The organism is Pantoea sp. ACRSC (genome assembly GCF_022346785.1).
GTDB lineage: Bacteria > Pseudomonadota > Gammaproteobacteria > Enterobacterales > Enterobacteriaceae > Pantoea > Pantoea alvi.
The window spans coordinates 115235-134330 of the sequence record NZ_JAKRNN010000012.1 but is presented as its reverse complement, the minus strand read 5'-3'; the positions used below and the strand labels follow the sequence as shown (position 1 = coordinate 134330).

The window sequence follows — 19096 nt, the reverse complement described above, 5'->3', positions numbered from 1 at the left end:
TCCGGGCGGCAGGAAGAGGCGGCGGCATAGCCAATATCCTGTGGCGGAAATGTTAGATTTTATGTCGAACGAGCGCGCCGTAACGGGCGCCTGGAGCCAGTAAAACGGGTGAATACCGCTGTTTTGCACCCGTCAGTTCTCGTTGACCATCGTATAAAGCCAAATTGGTCTATTTTTTCACCGAAGCAGAACGTTTTTGCGCCTTGTGGCGGCTTCGCGTGGTTGGTAAAGTAAGCGGATTTTATTTTCCGCCCCCAGCTTGCAGGATTATCCTTTAGATATGTTTAAAAAATTTCGTGGCATGTTTTCCAATGACTTGTCCATTGACCTGGGTACCGCGAATACCCTGATTTATGTAAAAGGACAAGGCATCGTGCTGAACGAGCCTTCCGTGGTTGCCATTCGCCAGGACCGTGCCGGTTCCCCAAAGAGCGTGGCGGCCGTTGGCCATGATGCAAAACAGATGCTCGGCCGTACGCCAGGTAATATTGCAGCGATTCGCCCGATGAAAGATGGCGTGATCGCGGACTTTTTCGTTACTGAAAAAATGCTGCAGCACTTTATCAAACAGGTGCATAGCAACAGCTTTATGCGTCCTAGCCCGCGCGTGCTGGTGTGCGTGCCGGTTGGCGCGACCCAGGTCGAGCGTCGCGCTATCCGTGAATCCGCGCAGGGTGCGGGCGCGCGTGAAGTCTTCCTGATCGAAGAGCCGATGGCGGCCGCGATCGGCGCAGGCCTGCCGGTTTCAGAAGCGACCGGCTCTATGGTGGTCGATATCGGCGGCGGCACCACCGAGGTGGCGGTTATCTCCCTGAACGGCGTGGTTTACTCCTCGTCGGTCCGTATCGGCGGCGATCGCTTCGACGAAGCGATTATCAACTATGTGCGCCGCAACTACGGCTCGCTGATCGGCGAAGCGACGGCAGAGCGTATCAAGCATGAGATCGGCTCCGCCTATCCGGGCGACGAAGTGCGCGAAATCGAAGTGCGCGGCCGTAATCTCGCGGAAGGGGTGCCGCGCGGCTTTACGCTGAACTCTAATGAAATTCTTGAAGCGCTGCAGGAGCCGTTGACCGGCATCGTGAGCGCGGTAATGGTCGCACTGGAGCAGTGTCCGCCGGAACTGGCGTCGGACATCTCCGAACGCGGCATGGTGCTGACCGGCGGCGGCGCGCTGCTGCGCAACCTGGATCGTCTGCTGATGGAAGAGACCGGCATTCCGGTGGTCGTCGCAGAAGATCCGCTGACCTGCGTGGCGCGCGGTGGCGGTAAAGCGCTGGAAATGATCGACATGCATGGCGGCGATTTGTTCAGCGAAGAATAATCGCCTCAATCGGCTGAGACCTGAATCGAAATGCGCAGGGAGTCGCGTGTAAGCTGACGCCGCGCGCGTCGGCGTCAGACGTCCAGCCCAGGGAAGTACGGCGATGGCCGTACTTCCTTACCTGTTGTCGAGGAACACGCAGAATATATGAAGCCGATTTTTAGCAGGGGGCCTTCCCTGCAGTTGCGCCTGTTTTTGGCGGTGATAGTAGCCATCGCGATTATCGTCGCTGACAGCCGCCTGGGTTCGTTTACCCAAATCCGCAACTATCTGGACACATCGGTCAGTCCGTTTTATTTCCTGGCCAACGGCCCGCGTCAGATTCTTGACGGCATTTCCGGTTCGCTGGCGTCGCGCCAGCAGCTTGAGCTGGAAAATAAAGCCCTGCGCCGCGAGCTTTTCCTGAAAAACAGCGACCTGCTGATGCTGGGGCAATATAAGCAGGAGAACGCACGCCTGCGCGAACTGCTGGGTTCGCCGCTGCGTCAGGATGAGCACAAAATGGTGACTCAGGTGATCTCGACCGGCACCGATCCCTACACCGATCAGGTGGTGATCGACAAAGGCAGCGTCAACGGCGTCTACGAAGGCCAGCCGGTCATCAGCGACAAAGGCGTTGTCGGACAGGTTATCGCCGTCGGCCAGGTGACCAGCCGCGTTCTGCTGATTTGCGACGCGTCGCACGCGCTGCCGATTCAGGTGCTGCGCAACGACATCCGCGTGATCGCAGCAGGCAACGGCTGCACTGAAGATCTGCAGCTGGAGCATCTGCCGGGCAACACCGATATTCGCGTCGGCGATATGCTGGTGACGTCTGGCCTAGGCGGACGATTCCCGGAAGGCTATCCGGTCGCGGTGGTCTCCTCCGTCAAGGTCGATACGCAGCGTGCCTATACCGTGATCCAGGCGCGTCCGACCGCCGGTCTGCAGCGCCTGCGCTATCTGCTGCTGCTGTGGGGCGCGGATAAGAACGGCGATATGCCGATGGCGCCGGATGAAGTACACCGCGTCGCCAACGAACGCCTGATGCAGATGATGCCTCAGGTGCTGCCGCCAGCGGGTGAGATGGGGCCGCCAGCGCCGTCCGCGCAGATGGGGCCGCCAGCACCCGCCAGCAGCAGCGGCGGGACGCAAAGCGCGCCGGCTAGCGCGCGCGGAGGCCAGCCTTGAGTCGTTACCGCAGCCAGGGTCGTTGGGTTATCTGGCTCTCCTTTCTTGTCGCCCTCGTACTGCAGATCATGCCCTGGCCGGAACAGCTCTATATGTTCCGGCCTTCGTGGATCCTGCTTATCCTGGTTTACTGGGTGCTGGCGCTGCCGCACCGCGTCAACGTCGGCACCGGCTTCGTGCTGGGCGGCGTAATGGATCTGATCGCCGGATCCACCCTCGGCGTGCGCGCGCTGGCGCTCAGCATCATCGCCTACCTGGTCGCCTTTAAATTCCAGCTTTTCCGCAACTTAGCGTTGTGGCAGCAGGCGTTAATGGTTATGGTGCTATCGCTGGCTGTGGATGTGATTGTTTTCTGGGCGGAGTTTTTAGTGATCAACGTATCATTCCGGCCAGAAATTTTCTGGAGCAGCGTTATCGACGGAATTCTCTGGCCCTGGCTATTCTTATTAATGAGAAAGATTCGTCGTCAGTTCGCTGTTCAGTAAGGAATTTTATGCTATCCCTCTATCTGGCTTCCGGCTCTCCGCGTCGACGTGAGCTGTTGACGCAGCTTGGCCTGTCGTTTGAACGTCTCCATACCGATGTTGAAGAGCGACGCCGCCCTGATGAAGCGGCGGAAAGCTATGTGCGCCGCCTGGCGAATGATAAAGCGCGCGCCGGCGTCGCCGTGGCGGAGCAGGACCTGCCGGTGCTGGGCGCGGATACGATTGTGGTGCTCAACGGCGACGTGCTGGAAAAACCGCGCGACGCCGCCGACGCCGCCAGCATGCTGGCACGGCTCTCCGGGCAGACGCATCAGGTGATGACCGCCGTTGCGCTGGCCGATCGCACGCGCGCCCTCGACTGTTTAGTGACGACAGACGTGACGTTTCGCCTGCTCAGCGCGGCGGAAATCGCCGACTATATTGCGACCGGCGAGCCGATGGACAAAGCTGGCGCATACGGAATTCAGGGCACAGGTGGAAACTTTGTCCGCAAAATTAATGGAAGCTATCACGCGGTTGTCGGATTGCCGTTGGTTGAGACAGGCGAGTTATTCAGCCATTTTCAGTCACTGCGTGCCGTAAGGGGATAACATGACGGCTGAATTACTGGTCAACGTCACGCCTTCCGAGACGCGCGTTGCCTATATCGACGGCGGCATTCTGCAGGAAATACATATCGAGCGCGAAGCGCGGCGTGGCATTGTCGGCAATATCTATAAAGGACGCGTCAGTCGCGTACTGCCGGGCATGCAGGCGGCCTTTGTCGACATCGGCCTGGATAAAGCCGCCTTTTTGCACGCCTCCGATATCATGCCGCACACCGAGTGCGTCGCCGGCGATGAGAAGAAAAACTTTATCGTGCGCGATATCGCCGAGCTGGTGCGGCAGGGGCAGGATCTGATGGTGCAGGTGGTGAAAGATCCCCTCGGCACCAAAGGCGCGCGCCTTACCACCGACATCACGCTGCCGTCGCGCTACCTGGTCTTTATGCCGGGCGCCTCGCACGTTGGCGTCTCTCAGCGTATCGAAAGCGAACGTGAACGTGAACGGCTGAAGGCGGTGGTAGCGGATTACTGCGACGATCTCGGCGGCTTTATTATTCGCACCGCGGCGGAAGGCATCGGCGAAGAGGAGCTGGCGCAGGACGCCGCCTTCCTGAAGCGCCTCTGGACTAAAGTCACCGAGCGGAAAAAACGCAACCAGACCCGCTGCCTGCTCTATGGCGAGCTGGCGCTGGCGCAGCGCATTCTGCGTGATTTCGCCGGCGCGGCGCTCGATCGCATCCGGGTCGACTCCCGTCTCACCTGCGAGCTGCTGGTGGAATTTACGCGTGAATACATTCCAGAAATGGCCGACAAGCTGGAGCTTTACGCCGGTAAACAGCCGATTTTCGATCTTTTCGACGTCGAGAACGAAATTCAGCGCTCGCTGGATCGCAAGGTCGAGCTTAAGTCAGGCGGCTATCTGATCATCGATCAGACCGAGGCGATGACCACCATCGACATCAATACCGGCGCCTTTGTTGGCCATCGCAATCTCGACGAAACCATCTTTAACACTAACGTTGAGGCGACGCAGGCGATTGCGCGCCAGCTGCGGCTGCGCAATCTCGGCGGCATCATCATTATCGACTTTATCGATATGAACAATGAAGAGCATCGCCGCCGCGTGCTGCATTCGCTGGAGGCGGCGCTGAGCAAGGATCGGGTGAAAACCGGCATTCACGGCTTCTCGGCGCTGGGGCTGGTTGAAATGACGCGCAAGCGCACGCGCGAAAGCATTGAGCACGTGCTGTGCGAGGATTGCCCGGTCTGCAAAGGGCGCGGCACGCTGAAGACCGTGGAAACGGTCTGCTACGAGATCATGCGTGAAATCGTGCGCGTCCACCACGCGTACGACTCCGATCGTTTTCTGGTCTATGTCTCGCCGGCAGTGGGCGAAGCGCTGAAAAGCGATGAGTCACACGCGCTGGCAGAGGTAGAGATTTTCGTCGGCAAACAGGTCAAGGTGCATATTGAGCCGCTCTATACCCAGGAGCAGTTCGACGTCGTCATGATGTAAGCCCTCGCTTCCGGCGACTCGCTCGTCGGCGGACTAAAAAAGCGGCCTTGCTTAGGTTAAAATGCGCATTCATACCGATGATTGTCTGGCGACGGTTGAGTATGAGAGATAACCATCCGTCAAATGCGGAAGACAAGGAGAGGTGTGTGAGGCAGCTGCCGAGGATTGTGTTACTGCTGGTTGCGACCGTGATTGTGATCGTGGCGCTGCTGGTCAGCGGGCTGCGTCTGGCGATGCCGCATCTCGACAGCTACCGCAGCGACATTCTGTCAACGCTGTCGCGCGCCAGCGGCATAAAGATTACCGCCGACGCCCTGAGCGGCCGCTGGGAAACCTTCGGCCCGACGCTGCAGATCCGCGATCTGCGCGTTGATATGCAGGAGAACGGCAGGCTCGATATCGCGCGCGTCACGCTGGCGCTGGATGTCTGGCAGTCGCTGCTTCACTGGCGCTGGCAGTTCCGCGATCTCACCTTCTGGCAGCTGCGCCTCGACAGCAACCGTCCGCTCTTCTCCAGCGATAAAGAGAAAAACAGCTTCAGGCCTGGCCGCATCAACGAACTCTTCCTGCGTCAGTTCGACCACTTCGACCTGCGCGACAGCTCCATCTTTTTCCGCACCCCTTCCGGCCAGCGCGCGGAGCTGGCGATCCCGAAACTCACCTGGCTAAACGAAAAGAACCGCCACCGCGCAGAGGGCGAGGTAAGCCTCTCCAGCTTTACCGGCCAGCACGGCGTGGTGCAGGTGCGGCTCGACCTGAACGATAGCGAAGGCTTACTCAACGACGGCCGCATCTGGATGCAGGCGGACGACGTCGACGTGCGGCCGTGGCTGGGGCGCTGGATGCGCGACAATACGCGGCTCGACAGCGCGCGTTTTAGCCTGGCGGCCTGGGTCAGCCTGCGCGAAGGGGAACTCTACGCGGGCGATCTGCTGCTGCACAAGGGCGGCGCGAACTGGCAGAGCGAGGAGGGCGCGCATCACCTGCAGGTAGACGGCCTGACCGCGCATCTCTCGCGTTATCAAAACGGCTGGATGGTCAGCGTGCCGCAGACGCGTCTCAGCACCGACGGCGAGGCCTGGCCTGCCGGGCACTTCGCGCTGCTGTGGCGTCCGCAGGATAAGCAGCTGCTCGGCCCCGAACATCAGGGCGAAGTGCGGGTCAGGGCGACGCAGCTGGTATTGAACCGCATTGCGCCGCTGGTGCCGCTCTTCGCGCCGCTGTCACCGTCGCTGTTTGAAAACTGGCGCGCGCTCCAGCCGCAGGGCACCATAGAGGGGCTGGCGCTGGATATTCCGCTGGAGCAGCCGGATCAGACGCGGATGCAGGTCAAATGGCGCGACTTCCGCTGGCAGCCCTGGCAGCTGCTGCCGGGCGTCAGCAACCTTAGCGGCGAGGCGCGCGGCAGCCTGAGCAACGGCCAGGTCAACGTCAAGATGGGCCGCACTGACGTGCCCTATAGCGCCATGTTCAACGCGCCGCTGGAGATCCACCAGTTGCACGGATCGCTGAGCTGGCTGCGCGACGCAAACGGATTAACGCTCGACGGTCGCGATCTCGATGTGCAGGCACGCTCGCTCTGGGCGCGCGGCGATTTCCGCTATCAGCAGAATTCTGGACGCGAGCCGCGCCTCGACATTCTCGCCGGCATTCGCGTAACCGACGCGGGCGACGCCTGGCGCTACTTCCCGCAGCCGCTAATGGGCAAGGCGCTAACGCGCTATCTGAGCGGCGCCATCAAAGGTGGCCAGGTCGATAACGCCACGCTGCTGTTCGCCGGCAATCCAAAACTCTTCCCGTTCCGTCATAACGACGGCATGTTCCAGGTATGGGTGCCGCTGCATCAGGCGACCTACGCGTTTCAGCCCAACTGGCCTGACGTGACGAAGTTCGATATCGATCTCGACTTTATCAACGACGGACTCTGGATGCGGGCGCCGCGCTTCAGGCTGGGCGAGGTAGAGGTCAGCGACTTTAGCGCAGCCATCCCGGACTATCTGAAAGAGAAGCTGCTGATCGACGGCGATATCAGCGGCAACGGCGACCAGATCGCCCACTACTTCCAGGATACGCCGCTGAAGAAGTCGCTGGGCGCGGCGCTGGAGCAGCTGGAGATAAAGGGAAAAACTCAGGGGCACCTGAAGCTTGATATTCCCCTCGACGGCGAGCTGGTTCACGCCAGCGGCAACGTGGATCTCAACAATAACGCTTTGCATATCAAGCCGCTCGACACCACGCTGGAAAACCTCAGCGGCCGCTTCCGCTTCAACAACGGCAATCTGGACAGCGATACGCTGCGCGCCAGCTGGTTCGGCCAGCCGGTGAACGTCAGCTTTAGCACCAAAGAGAATCCACAGGACTTCGGCGTCAACATCAGGCTCGACGGCGACTGGCAACCGGCGAAGCTCTCGCAGGTGCCTGCACAGATCGCCAGCCAGCTCAGCGGTCATCTGCCGTGGCAGGGCAACGTAAATATCCAGCTGCCGCATCAGGGCGGGGCGCACTATGACATTGAGCTGAAAGGCGATGCGAAAGAAGTAAGCAGTCGCTTACCTTCACCGCTCAATAAGGCAAGCGGCGAAGCGATGCCCATCGCGGTCAACGCCAGCGGCGATTTGCAACAGTTCGAACTCAGCGGCAGCGTGGCGAATCGCCATCGCTTCAACAGCCGCTGGCTACTTGAGCCGCAGCTGCGCGTCGATCGCGGCATCTGGCTGAACGATGCCCACAGCAAGCCCGCCTTGCCGGATCGCGCGGGTATGGTATTGAATTTGCCTGCGCTGGACGGAGAAGCCTGGGCCGGGCTGATGATGGCGGGCGGCGCCTCTCAGGGCGGCGGCGCGAACGAGATGGGCGGCGTGGCCCTGCCGGGCGACGTGACCTTGCGCAGCCCGGCGGTCACGCTGGCGGGGCAGCAGTGGCATGATATTGACGCGACGCTTGCGCAAGGCGACAACGGGAGCAGCAGCGTCACTATTAAAGGGCGCGAAATTCGCGGCACGCTGGCGATGGCGCAGAGTGCCCCATGGCGCGTGGCGCTCGACTATCTTTATTACAATCCCGAATGGCAAAGCGGCGGCGACAGCGGCGCGGCGCGCCAGCAGCAGCAGCAGGCGAGTAAAATAGACTTTAGCCGCTGGCCGGCGCTGCAGCTGAGCTGCGCCGAGTGCTGGCTGCGCGGCCAGAAATTCGGCCGTATACAGGCGCAGGTGGCGCCGAAAGGTGATACGTTAGCACTCACTAATGGTCTGGTGGATACCGGCAGCTCGCGTCTTAAGGTCTCCGGCGAATGGGTCAACAGCCCCGACGCGCCGCGCACCTCCCTGAAGGGGACGCTGAGCGGCAGCAATATCAACAACGCCACCAACTGGTTTGGCGTTAACACCCCGCTGCGCGACGCATCGTTCAGGGTTGATTACGATCTGCACTGGCGTTCGGCGCCGTGGCAGCCGTCGGAAGAGACGCTGAGCGGCACGCTGAAAACCCATTTTGGCAAAGGGCAGATCGCCGACGTCAATACCGGCGCCGCGGGCCAGCTGCTGCGCCTAATGAGCTTCGACGCCCTGCTGCGCAAGCTGCGTTTCGATTTTAGCGATACCTTTAACAATGACGGCTTCTACTTCGACTCAATCAATGGCACCGCATGGATTGAAAATGGCGTGATGCGCACCGATAACCTGCTGGTAGATGGCCTGGAGGCGGATATCGCCATGCAGGGCAAGGTGGATTTAGTGAAGCGCAATATCGATATGGAAGCCGTGGTTGCGCCAGAGATCTCCGCCTCCGTCGGCGTAGCGACCGCTTTTGTGATCAACCCGGTGGTGGGTGCGGCGGTCTTCGCGGCGAGCAAAGTGCTGGGGCCGCTGTGGAATAAAATCTCGCTGCTGCGTTATCACATCGACGGCCCGCTGGATAAGCCGCAAATCAACGAAGTGCTGCGCAAACCGCGCGAAGAAGAGAAGAAGTGAATTTGACGCCGTCGGGGAATTGCCGCAGGCTAGTAAAATCGACGTTATTAGCGCAGGGCCAATGGGCCCTGACGCAGAATGCGTGTCACACCCTCATTATCCGAGCATAAAACGAGCGAGATACGATGACTCTGAATCTGGTAAGTGAGCAGTTGCTAACTGCTAACAATATTAATCAGCAGGACCTGTTTTCCCTGTTAGGGCAGCTTTCAGAACGTCGTCTGGATTATGCCGATCTCTACTTTCAGTCCAGCTTCCATGAATCCTGGGTGCTGGAAGACAAGATTATCAAAGATGGCTCCTGGCATATCGACCAGGGCGTCGGCGTGCGCGCCGTCAGCGGTGAAAAAACCGGCTTCGCCTATGCGGACCAGATTACCCTGAACGCGCTGCGCCAGTCAGCAGAAGCGGCGCGCAGCATCGTACGCGAGCAGGGTAACGGCAAGGCGCATACGCTCTCTAACGTTATGCACCGCGCGCTGTACCAGCCGCTTAACCCGCTCGACAGCCTGACGCGCGAAGATAAAATCGCCCTGCTGCAGCGCGTAGACAAAGTGGCGCGCGCCGCAGACGCCCGCGTGCAGGAGGTTAATGCCAGCCTGAGCGGCGTCTACGAGCAGGTGCTGGTGGCGGCGACCGACGGCACGCTGGCAACGGACGTGCGTCCGCTGGTGCGTCTCTCCGTCAGCGTGCTGGTTGAGGATCAGGGCAAACGCGAGCGCGGCTCCAGCGGCGGCGGTGCGCGTGTCGGTTACGAATTCTTCCTCGCCGATGAAAACGGCGACGTGCGCGCCGACGCCTGGGCGAAAGAGGCAGTGCGTATGGCGCTGGTCAATCTCTCCGCCGTCGCCGCGCCGGCAGGCACCCTGCCGGTCGTGCTGGGTGCAGGCTGGCCGGGCGTGCTGCTGCATGAAGCGGTCGGTCACGGGCTGGAAGGCGACTTCAACCGCCGCGAAACCTCGGTATTCAGCGGTAAAATGGGCCAGCTGGTGGCGTCTGAACTCTGCACCGTGGTGGATGACGGCACCCTCGAAGGGCTGCGCGGATCGCTGGCGGTGGATGATGAAGGCGTACCGGGCCAGTACAACGTGCTGATCGAAAACGGCGTGCTGAAAGGCTATATGCAGGACAAGCTCAACGCGCGTCTGATGGGCGTCGCGCCGACCGGCAACGGCCGCCGCGAGTCCTATGCGCATCTGCCGATGCCGCGTATGACCAACACCTATATGCTGGCAGGTAAATCGACGCCGCAGGAGATTATCGAAAGCGTCGAGTACGGCATCTACGCGCCTAACTTCGGCGGCGGGCAGGTCGATATCACCTCCGGCAAATTTGTCTTCTCTACCTCGGAAGCCTATCTGATTGAGAACGGCAAGGTGACGAAGCCGGTGAAAGGCGCCACGCTGATCGGCTCTGGCATTGAGGCGATGCAGCAAATCTCGATGGTGGGCAACGATCTGGCGCTGGATAAAGGCGTCGGCGTATGCGGCAAAGAGGGACAGAGCGTGCCGGTCGGCGTCGGTCAGCCGACGCTGAAGCTGGATAAACTCACCGTCGGCGGCACCGCCTGATCGCCAGCGATCGCTGAACGCGGGCGGCAGAGCGCGCGCCGCGCAGAAGCCTTTGGCAGGGATGCCGGGCTGTGCGCCTCGCTCGCTCTCTGCCTGCTGCGGCACAGCCCCCTAGCTGGCGCGATGCTGCTGATACTGCTCCGCCACCTGCTGGAAATATTCCGTCAGATAGTCGATGCACACCTGCACCTTCAGCGGCAGCTTATCCTTTTCGGTATAGAGCGCATAAACCGGACGCGGATCGGACTGATACTGCGGAAAAAGGATATCGATCTCCCCTGCGTTAATCTCTTCAATCACCCACATCATCGGCACATAGGCGATGCCGTTCCCCGCCTTTAACCAGCGGATCAGCGTCAGCGAGTCGTTGGTGACAAAGCGGCCCTGCGGCGACAGGCGCGAAACCAGCCCTTCAGGGGCGATCAGCTCGAAATTGTTATCGGGGCGAACGCTGTACTCGAGCCAGGCGAAGTTATCGACGTCGGCTGGCTTTTCCGGCGCGCCGTGCTGCTGTAGATAGCTTTTCGCCGCGCACACCACCATCGGCATCGCGCCGAGACGGCGCGAAAACAGGCTGGAGTCCTTCAGCGCGCCGACGCGAATAACCAGATCGAGCCCGTCGGCGATCAGGTCCGGTGCCGGAATGCCCGCCACCAGATTCACGCTCAGGCCGGGATACTCGCGCAGCATATTGCTGGTCATCTCGGCGAGGACGTTTTGCGCCATGGTCGAGGAGCTGCCGATGCGCAGCGTGCCGATGGGCGTATTATTAAAGGCGTAGAGCTGCTCATGCACCTGCGTCGCCTCAGCCAGCATGCGGCGACAGCCCTGATAGTAGATTTTACCCGCCTCGGTCAGGCCGATGCTGCGCGTGCTGCGGTTAAGCAGCTTAACCTGTAGCTCATCTTCCAGTTTCGCCACAATTTGACTAATAGACGAAACGCTGAGGTGAAGCTGGCGCGCGGCGGCGGTAAATGAACCCAATTCAACCACTTTGGCGAAAATGGACATGCCTTTCAGTCGTTCCATTGTTTACTCTGATTAAAAAGTGATTTAGCTCACATTCTGTAGAAAACGTATAGTCAGGCGCGTTACTATATGCGCGCCCGGGTATTTCCCGGTGATTCGCTTTTGCCCGGGAAGGGTTAAGCCGGCCTGCTGTAAAACGTCTGTTTCTGCCCGATGATACGCTATTATTTACTCAGCCGTGGTTCGGATGCTGTCATCCGCCACTCAGCCGTTGCGGCTTGCAGCCGGCAGGCTAAGGATCATCCCGGCAAGGTCGTACTAAGGATCCCTGATGAGTGTGCTTCCGGTTTTTGTCGTGTTTGGGCTCTCTTTCCCGCCCATCTTCATTGAATTAATCGTCTCGCTAATGCTGTTCTGGTTAGTGAAGCGACTGCTGACGCCAAGCGGTATCTACGATCTCGTCTGGCATCCGGCGCTTTTCAACACGGCGCTTTACTGCTGTGTGTTTTACCTGGTATCCCGTCTATTCGTCTGAGGTTTAAGTGAAATCGCTAATAAGAAAAATCGCGCGTTACGCGATTACTATCCTGCTGGTTATCATCGCTGTCGTTATCATCTATCGCGCCTGGGTGTTTTACACCGAGTCGCCGTGGACCCGCGACGCTAAGTTCGCGGCGGATGTCGTGGCTATCTCGCCGGACGTTACGGGCCTGATCACCGACGTGCCTGTGCATGACAACCAGCTGGTGAAAAAGGGCGATACGCTGTTTGTCGTCGATCGTCCGCGCTATCAGAAAGCGCTGGATCAGGCGCAGGCTGACGTCGAGTACTACCAGGCGCTGGTCAGTGAAAAACGTCGCGAAGCGGCGCGGCGCAACAAGCTGGGCACCTCGGCGATGTCGCGCGAAGCGATCGACCAGGCGAACAACGATCTGCAAACCACGGAACATCAGCTGGCGAAATCGATCGCCACGCGTGACCTGGCGAAAATCGATCTCGATCGTACCGCTATCACCGCGCCGTCTGACGGCTGGGTCACTAACCTTAACGTCTACGAAGGCGAATTTATCACCCGCGGTTCCGTCGCGGTGGCGCTGGTGCAGCAGCACTCCTTCTACGTGCTGGCCTATCTGGAAGAGACCAAGCTGCACGGCGTCGAGCCGGGCTATCGCGCGGAAGTCACGCCGCTCGGCAGCAATGTGGTGCTGCGCGGCACCGTCGACAGCGTCGCAGCGGGCGTAACCAACAGCAGCAGCTCGGTCGACAGCAAAGGCATGGCGACCGTGGACTCTAACCTCGAGTGGGTACGCCTGGCGCAGCGCGTGCCGGTGCGCATCCGTCTCGATCGGCAGCCTGGCAACCGCTTCCCGGCGGGCACCACCGCGACCGTTGTGATCACCGGACAGAGCGATCGCGCCGAAACGCAGGTGTCGCCGATGTCGCGTCTCTTCAATCGCCTGCGTGAGTTTGGTTAAGCGGGGACGATATGATCGAGTTCCTGCGTTTCCCGATCAAGCTGGCCTTCGCGCTGGTGGCCGCGCTGATGATCGGCTTTCATCTCAACCTTGAAACGCCTCGCTGGGCGGTGATGACCGCCGGCATCGTTGCCGGCGGCACCGCTTTCGTCGCCGGCGGCGATCCTTACTCCGGCGCGCTGCGCTATCGCGGCGTGCTGCGTATTATCGGCACCTTTATCGGCTGTATCGCTGCGCTGACCATTATGATCGCCACGGTGCGCGCGCCAGTGGTTATGCTGCTGCTGTGCTGCATCTGGGCAGGGGTCTGCGTCTGGCTCTCCTCGCTGATCAAAGTTGAGAACTCCTATGCGCTGGGGCTGGCGGGCTATACCGCACTGATCATCGTGGTGACTGCCGATGCCAACAATGGCCTGACGCTGGTGCCGCAGTTTGCGGTTGAGCGCTGTAGCGAAATTGTGCTGGGCATCCTCTGCGCCATTCTGGCGGATATGATCTTCTCGCCGCGCTCGATTAAAAAGGTGATCGACAGCGAGGTTGATTCGCTGCTGGTGGCGCATTATCGCCTGCTGCAGATCTGCGTGGCGCATGAGGATAAAGAGGAGGTCGACAAGGCGTGGAGCACGCTGGTGCGCCGCACCTCGGCGCTCGGCACCATGCGCGGTCAGCTGATGATGGAGTCGTCGCGCTGGCAAAACGCCAACCGTCGGCTGCAAATGCTTAACACGCTGTCGCTGACCATGATTACCCAGGCAGCGGAAACCTTCCTTATCCAGAATGCGCGCCCCGACTATATTCCCTCGCAGTATCGTCTGCTGCTTGAGAAGAAAGTAGAGAGCGTTGCCGACGTGCATCGGCGTATGAAGGTGATGCGCCGGGTGATTGGCGCCAGCAAAGAGGGCAAAGCGCCCGTGACGCTGGCGAGCTGGGTTGGTGCCGCCACAGAGTATTTGCTGCTGCTGAAAGGCATCAAAAGCAACAGCCGCATCACGACGCTGGAAGAGGGCATTCTCCAGCGCGAAATCGTAATCCAGGCGCGCTCCGCTGAAACCCATCACGCGATGATTAACGGCATCCGCACCTTTGTTGCCACCGCGCTCGGCTCGCTGTTCTGGCTCTATACCGGCTGGACATCGGGCAGCGGCTGTATGGTGATGCTGGCGGTGATCACCGCGCTGGCGATGCGCGTGCCGAATCCGCTGATGATGGCGAAGGATTTTTTCTACGGTATGATTTTTGCGGTGCCGCTCAGCTCGTTCTACTTTATGTACCTGCTGCCCAGCACTCAGCAGAGCGCGCTACTGCTCTGCATCGCCATCGGCCTGCTCGGCTTCATCAGCGGTATTCTGATCCAGCGTCGTCAGCTAGGCACGCTTGGCGCGTTAGCCGGCACGATCAACGTTCTGGTTCTGGATAATCCCATGACCTTCCACCTGAACGTTTTTCTCGACAACGTGCTGGGGCAGATGATCGGCGCTTTCCTGGCGCTGATGGTAATCCTGCTTATCCGCGATAAATCGAAAGCGCGCACCGGACGTAAATTGCTGAACCGCTTTATGTATGCCGCGGTGTCGGCGATGACCACCAACCAGGCGCGCCGCCGCGAAAACCATCTGCCCGCGCTCTATCAACAGCTGTTTATGCTGCTGAACCTGTTCCCCGGCGATATCGATAAATATCGTATCGCCCTGACGCTGATTATCGGCCATCAGCGGCTGCGCAATGCGGACGTGCCGGTTAACGCCGACCTGTCCGCGTTCCATCGGCAGCTGCGCTCGACGGCGGATCGGGTTATCTCGGCGCGCAGCGATGAGAAACGGCGCCACTACTTTGAACAGCTGCTGGCGGAGTTTGAGGTCTATCAGCAGAAGCTGGTGCAGTACGACGCGCCGCTTAGCGTGACCGAGCCGGTGAAGCGCCTTGCCGATATGCTGGGTAAATACCAGCACACCCTTCTTCAAATCTGAATCTGGCCGCTGCCCGGCGCAGCGGCCGCCTCTGTGCCACGCCTTCCCCAAAACGCCCGCTTTTGCCATCTATACTTTTCTCACAGGAAGAGAAACTGACAGGAGCGAACCTATGACGACCCCTCTGCACGACAGCGAACTTTTTCAGACCGGCTATCTGGCCGGCGGCGAGTGGCACCGCGCCGCCGCCACCTTTGATGTGTTGAATCCTGCGACCGGCGAAGTGCTGGCCGCCGTAGCGAAGGCGGGCAAGGCTGAAACCGAACGGGCGATCGCCGCCGCCGAGCGCGCTTTCCCCGCCTGGCGCGCGCAGACCGCCAAAGCGCGCTCCGAAATCCTCTATCGCTGGTATCAGCTGATGATCGAGAACAAAGCCTGGCTGGCGCAGCTGATGACCGCCGAACAGGGCAAGCCGCTGAAAGAGGCGGAAGGCGAGGTGGAATACGCTGCCAGCTTTATTCAGTGGTTTGCCGAGCAGGCGAAGCGCGCAAACGGCGAAATCATTCCGCCTGCCAAACCCGGCTCGCGTATTCTCGCCACGCGCGAGCCAGTTGGCGTGGTTGCCGCCATAACGCCGTGGAATTTCCCTATGGCGATGCTGACGCGCAAGCTTGGCCCTGCGCTGGCGGCGGGCTGCACCGGCATTATCAAACCGGCCAATAACACGCCGCTGAGCGCGTTCGCGCTGCTGGCGCTGGCAAAAAAAGCGGGCGTGCCGGACGGCGTGCTTAACGCGGTGGCTGGCGATACCCACGCCATCAGCGACGCCATCATGGCCAGCAAGGCGGTGCGCAAAATTTCCTTTACCGGATCGACCCAGGTCGGCAAGACGCTGGTGCGCAACGCCGCCGAAACCATGAAAAAGGTGTCGATGGAGCTGGGCGGCAATGCGCCCTATATCGTCTTTGAAGATGCCGATATCGACGCGGCGGTAAAAGGCGCCATCGCTAATAAATTCCGCAATGCCGGCCAGGTCTGTGTCAGCGTTAACCGCTTCTATATCCACGACGCCGTTTACGAGCGTTTTGTGAACCAGCTGGCTGAGGAGGTGAAAAAGCTCAAGGTCGGCAACGGCGTAGAGGAGGGAGTAGTGGTGGGACCGCTGATCAACGCCGCCGCCGTGGATAAAGTAGAAGAGCACGTCAAAGACGCTAAGGCCAAAGGCGGGCGCATTGTTACCGGCGGCGAGCGCCATACGCTGGGCGGCAACTTCTGGCAGCCGACGGTGATTGCTGATGCGCACGAAGAGATGAAGCTGGCGCGGGAAGAGACCTTTGGTCCGGTGGCGGCCTGCTTTCGCTTCAGCGAAGAGGAAGAGGTTATCCGTCGCGCCAACGACACGGAATTCGGCCTGGCGGCCTACTTCTACACCCAGAACCTGCAGCGCGTCTTCCGCGTCTCGGCCGCGCTGGAAAGCGGCATGATCGGCATTAACGAGTGCGCGGTATCGACCGAGCTGGCGCCGTTCGGCGGCGTAAAAGAGTCGGGGCTGGGGCGCGAAGGTTCCGTGCTCGGCCTGGAAGAGTATCTGGAGGTTAAGGCGCTGCATATCGGCGGCCTGAGCGAAAGCTAACGCGCGGGCGGCCTCGCGCCGCCCGGTGAGGAAGGACAGGAGCCTTCATTATGAAAACCGAGCGTTTCGACTTTAATGAGATCGTCGACCAGTCGCATTTCTTCCGTCAGTTCAGCGAGCGCTTCGCCCTGAACCTCTACCGTATTGGCGACCTGGATGCGTTATGGGATGTACTCACCGGCAAAGAGCTGCCGATGCCGCTGGAAATTGAATTTATTAATCTGGGAAAGGGGCAGAAACGGCGCTATGGCGCGCTGATCCTGTTATTTGACGAGGCAGAAGAGGAGCTGGAGGGCCAGCTCCGCTTTAATATTAAGTAACCCAGCAAAAAGGGCCCCGACAAGCGGGGCCAAGGGGTTCGTCAGCAGTTGACGAGGAATTACTTATAGAGTTCAGCAGTGATGTGGTAGTTGTCGCCGGTGCGCGCTTCAATCACTTTATAAGCGCTGGCACCCTGCTCATCGGCTTTCTGAGAAAGCTGCGCGCGATAATCCATCGGCGCGCCCGCTGTACCACTGATCGTCACTGTCCCCGCAGGCTGCATATTCTGCGCCTGATCGCCGGTAATCAGCTGCGCTGCCTGAGCGCCGAATGCGATTACGGAAAGCAGGCTAATGGTTGCGATGGTTGTTTTGATTTTCATTGTTCGTCTCCTCATTACAATCAACAACCTGCGGTTGACATCATGATGCGGGTCGTCGATATCGCAGGCGTCACGCGGACGCCCTGCCGGTTAATTATTTATAGAGCTCAGCCGTGACGTGATAGGTGTCGTCCTGGTTGTTCTCGATGATGCGATAGTGGCTTGCGCCCTGCGCGTCTGCCTTCTGGGATAGCGCCTGACGAATATTGGTCTGGTCGCCGTCATGACCGCTGATGCTGATGGTCTGGTTCAGCGGCTGCAGGGTTTCGGCCTGCTGATTTGATACCAGAGTGGCAGCGCTGGCGCCGAATGACAGGGCGGCAGTCAGCGTGGCTAAAGCGATAAGTGATTTGGTTTTCATGGTCTACTCTCCTGAATTCATCGATAAGGCCACCCGATGCGCAATGCGCGCTTCAATAAGGTCGCCCTTGCAATGGCGTCTTATTTATACAGCTCAGCGGTAGCGTGATAGTTGCCGTTGTTATAAGCCTCGATGACGCGATAGGCGCTGGCGCCTTGCTGCTCAGCTTTTGCATTCAGCTCTTCTTTAATCTGCATCGGCGAACCTGCTACGCCGCTTACGCTTACTGAGCCGATAGGCTGCAGATTTTTCGCCTGCTGCGCGTTGATAGATTCTGCTGCAAAAGAGCCGAATGACAGGGCGGATAGAATGCTCAGGGTTGCGATAGTAGCTTTAACGTTCATGATTATTTCCTCGTCGTCTGTTTTTGTCTTTTTGTTTGGTGTGATTTGCATCACGAAAAGAAGTATAGAACTAATAACGGTTGAAATTAATACCTGCCTAATAATGTTTTCTTGTGATACTTTATCCTTATGACGCATTTTTATTCTTTATAGTTATAAAAAACGGTCAAAAAGCAGGCAGTGGCTGGTAAATGCCTTAAAAAACAGCAGGGTGAGTCACTTTATCTTTTTGTGCGAAAGGATATGGTGAAAATGGCTGGTTATTGATTTGGATCTGGGTGTTGTCGCTAATAGCCTTGTGTAAAGCAGCGTAAAATAGCGCAAAAGGTTAAGCAGGCAAACAGGTATGACCAAAGAGATGCCGTAAAACCCGTCGGGAAAAGAATAAGCTAACAGGCTAAATCAGCAGAGGATAAGACGCGGGCAGGGCAAACGGGACCACCGGCAGCGCGGCTGCCGGTAGAAGAGAGCGGGTTAAAGCTCTTGTTCAAACACCGTCAGCAGCGCGCTGTGCAGTTTCCTGACGGTAAACGCGCGCGCGGGAGTAATGAAGATCGTATCGTCACCGGCAATAGTGCCGAGAATCCCTTCTGCCTTGCCCAGCGAGTCAAGCAGGCGGGCAATCAGCTGTGCCGCGCCAGGACTGGTGCGGATCACTATCAGCGCATCGTTATAGTCGATATCCAGGACCAGATTTTTTAACGGGCTGGTGGTGGTCGGCACGCCCAGTTCCGCCGGCAGACAGTAAACCATCTCCATTTTGGCGTTACGCGTGCGTACTGCGCCAAATTTAGTCAGCATACGAGACACCTTCGACTGATTGATATTGTCGAAGCCTTCCTCCTGCAGCGCCTGTACTATCTCGCCTTGAGAGCTGAATTTCTCTTGTTTTAACAAGGCTTTAAACGCTTTAATCAGTTCGTCTTGTTTAGATGGGTTTCGCATAAGCTACCAGTAAAGAAAAATGCCGAACGCCCGCCGACGGCAGATACATTATTATGCATATGAATGAATTTTTATGCAATTAGTCGATAAAAAAGGCAGGCGCCGCGGGTTGCGGGCGGCAATCATAACAAAATTTTTTGCGCAGACCAAAACGGCGCGAGGATGTGAAAAGCGAAGGTTGCAGAATTGTTATACAATTGAGGTGTTATATGGATAGCTATCACGGCCATGCTCTATCTG

General features: G+C 58.9%; 17 protein-coding genes. 12 read left to right on the top strand and 5 right to left on the bottom strand.

Annotation, left to right across the window (positions count from 1 at the left end):
• The first annotated feature begins 280 nt into the window (after nt 1–280).
• The 7 genes from mreB to tldD all read left to right on the top strand — a co-directional run bounded on the left by mreB (nt 281) and on the right by tldD (nt 10579).
• A complete protein-coding gene (gene mreB / locus MHZ97_RS13535) occupies nt 281–1324 on the top strand; it encodes a rod shape-determining protein MreB (RefSeq protein ID WP_003855260.1) in 1044 nt (347 codons plus the stop codon).
• 147 nt (nt 1325–1471) lie between these two features.
• Nucleotides 1472–2494 (top strand): rod shape-determining protein MreC, encoded by a 1023-nt coding sequence (mreC, locus tag MHZ97_RS13530; protein ID WP_103794466.1) that lies wholly within the window; start codon nt 1472–1474, stop codon nt 2492–2494.
• Nucleotides 2491–2979, top strand: coding sequence for a rod shape-determining protein MreD (gene mreD / locus MHZ97_RS13525; RefSeq protein ID WP_033754780.1), 489 nt, complete (start codon nt 2491–2493; stop codon nt 2977–2979). Before mreC ends, mreD begins: the two co-directional genes overlap by 4 nt.
• An 8-nt stretch (nt 2980–2987) precedes the next feature.
• Entirely contained in the window at nt 2988–3569 is a 582-nt protein-coding gene (locus tag MHZ97_RS13520) for a nucleoside triphosphate pyrophosphatase (protein ID WP_103794467.1), read from the top strand.
• Nucleotide 3570: 1 nt separating this feature from the next.
• Complete coding sequence (gene rng, locus MHZ97_RS13515; protein WP_103794468.1) at nt 3571–5040, top strand: ribonuclease G; 1470 nt, start codon at nt 3571–3573, stop codon at nt 5038–5040.
• Nucleotides 5041–5186: 146 nt separating this feature from the next.
• The gene (yhdP, locus tag MHZ97_RS13510) at nt 5187–9008 is read left to right on the top strand and encodes an AsmA2 domain-containing protein YhdP (protein WP_239314784.1); all 3822 of its coding nucleotides are present in this window, start codon (nt 5187–5189) and stop codon (nt 9006–9008) included.
• Nucleotides 9009–9133: 125 nt separating this feature from the next.
• Nucleotides 9134–10579, top strand: a complete 1446-nt coding sequence (gene tldD / locus MHZ97_RS13505) for a metalloprotease TldD (protein ID WP_103794470.1) — start codon at nt 9134–9136, stop codon at nt 10577–10579.
• A 111-nt stretch (nt 10580–10690) separates the two neighbouring features.
• Here the strand turns inward: tldD and aaeR are convergent, their stop codons facing one another.
• Complete coding sequence (aaeR, locus tag MHZ97_RS13500; RefSeq protein ID WP_103794471.1) at nt 10691–11608, bottom strand: HTH-type transcriptional activator AaeR; 918 nt, start codon at nt 11606–11608, stop codon at nt 10691–10693.
• 271 nt (nt 11609–11879) lie between these two features.
• Here aaeR and aaeX point away from each other — a divergent pair, with 271 nt between their 5' ends.
• The 5 genes from aaeX (at nt 11880) to MHZ97_RS13475 (ending at nt 16883) form a co-directional block, all read left to right on the top strand.
• Nucleotides 11880–12083 carry a p-hydroxybenzoic acid efflux pump operon protein AaeX gene (gene aaeX, locus MHZ97_RS13495; RefSeq protein ID WP_033754795.1) on the top strand — a complete coding sequence of 68 codons (204 nt, stop codon included), beginning with the start codon at nt 11880–11882 and terminating at the stop codon, nt 12081–12083.
• A gap of 7 nt (nt 12084–12090) precedes the next feature.
• Nucleotides 12091–13023: a p-hydroxybenzoic acid efflux pump subunit AaeA gene (gene aaeA / locus MHZ97_RS13490; protein WP_103794472.1), complete on the top strand. Its 933-nt coding sequence runs from the start codon at nt 12091–12093 to the stop codon at nt 13021–13023.
• An 11-nt stretch (nt 13024–13034) separates the two neighbouring features.
• Nucleotides 13035–14990 carry a p-hydroxybenzoic acid efflux pump subunit AaeB gene (aaeB, locus tag MHZ97_RS13485; protein ID WP_239314785.1) on the top strand — a complete coding sequence of 652 codons (1956 nt, stop codon included), beginning with the start codon at nt 13035–13037 and terminating at the stop codon, nt 14988–14990.
• A gap of 112 nt (nt 14991–15102) precedes the next feature.
• Nucleotides 15103–16563 (top strand): NAD-dependent succinate-semialdehyde dehydrogenase, encoded by a 1461-nt coding sequence (locus MHZ97_RS13480; protein ID WP_239314786.1) that lies wholly within the window; start codon nt 15103–15105, stop codon nt 16561–16563.
• Between the two features lie 50 nt (nt 16564–16613).
• On the top strand, nt 16614–16883 hold the full coding sequence (locus tag MHZ97_RS13475; RefSeq protein ID WP_103794475.1) for a barstar family protein: 270 nt from the start codon (nt 16614–16616) through the stop codon (nt 16881–16883).
• A 59-nt stretch (nt 16884–16942) separates the two neighbouring features.
• Here the strand turns inward: MHZ97_RS13475 and yhcN (MHZ97_RS13470) are convergent, their stop codons facing one another.
• From yhcN (MHZ97_RS13470) to argR, 4 genes are all read right to left on the bottom strand, one after another.
• On the bottom strand, nt 16943–17206 hold the full coding sequence (gene yhcN, locus MHZ97_RS13470) for a peroxide/acid stress response protein YhcN (RefSeq protein ID WP_239314787.1): 264 nt from the start codon (nt 17204–17206) through the stop codon (nt 16943–16945).
• A 94-nt stretch (nt 17207–17300) separates the two neighbouring features.
• Nucleotides 17301–17567 (bottom strand): YdgH/BhsA/McbA-like domain containing protein, encoded by a 267-nt coding sequence (locus tag MHZ97_RS13465; protein ID WP_103794477.1) that lies wholly within the window; start codon nt 17565–17567, stop codon nt 17301–17303.
• Nucleotides 17568–17647: 80 nt separating this feature from the next.
• Nucleotides 17648–17911 carry a peroxide/acid stress response protein YhcN gene (gene yhcN, locus MHZ97_RS13460; protein WP_103794478.1) on the bottom strand — a complete coding sequence of 88 codons (264 nt, stop codon included), beginning with the start codon at nt 17909–17911 and terminating at the stop codon, nt 17648–17650.
• A gap of 474 nt (nt 17912–18385) precedes the next feature.
• Complete coding sequence (gene argR, locus MHZ97_RS13455; RefSeq protein WP_103794479.1) at nt 18386–18856, bottom strand: transcriptional regulator ArgR; 471 nt, start codon at nt 18854–18856, stop codon at nt 18386–18388.
• Nucleotides 18857–19096: the final 240 nt, after the last annotated feature.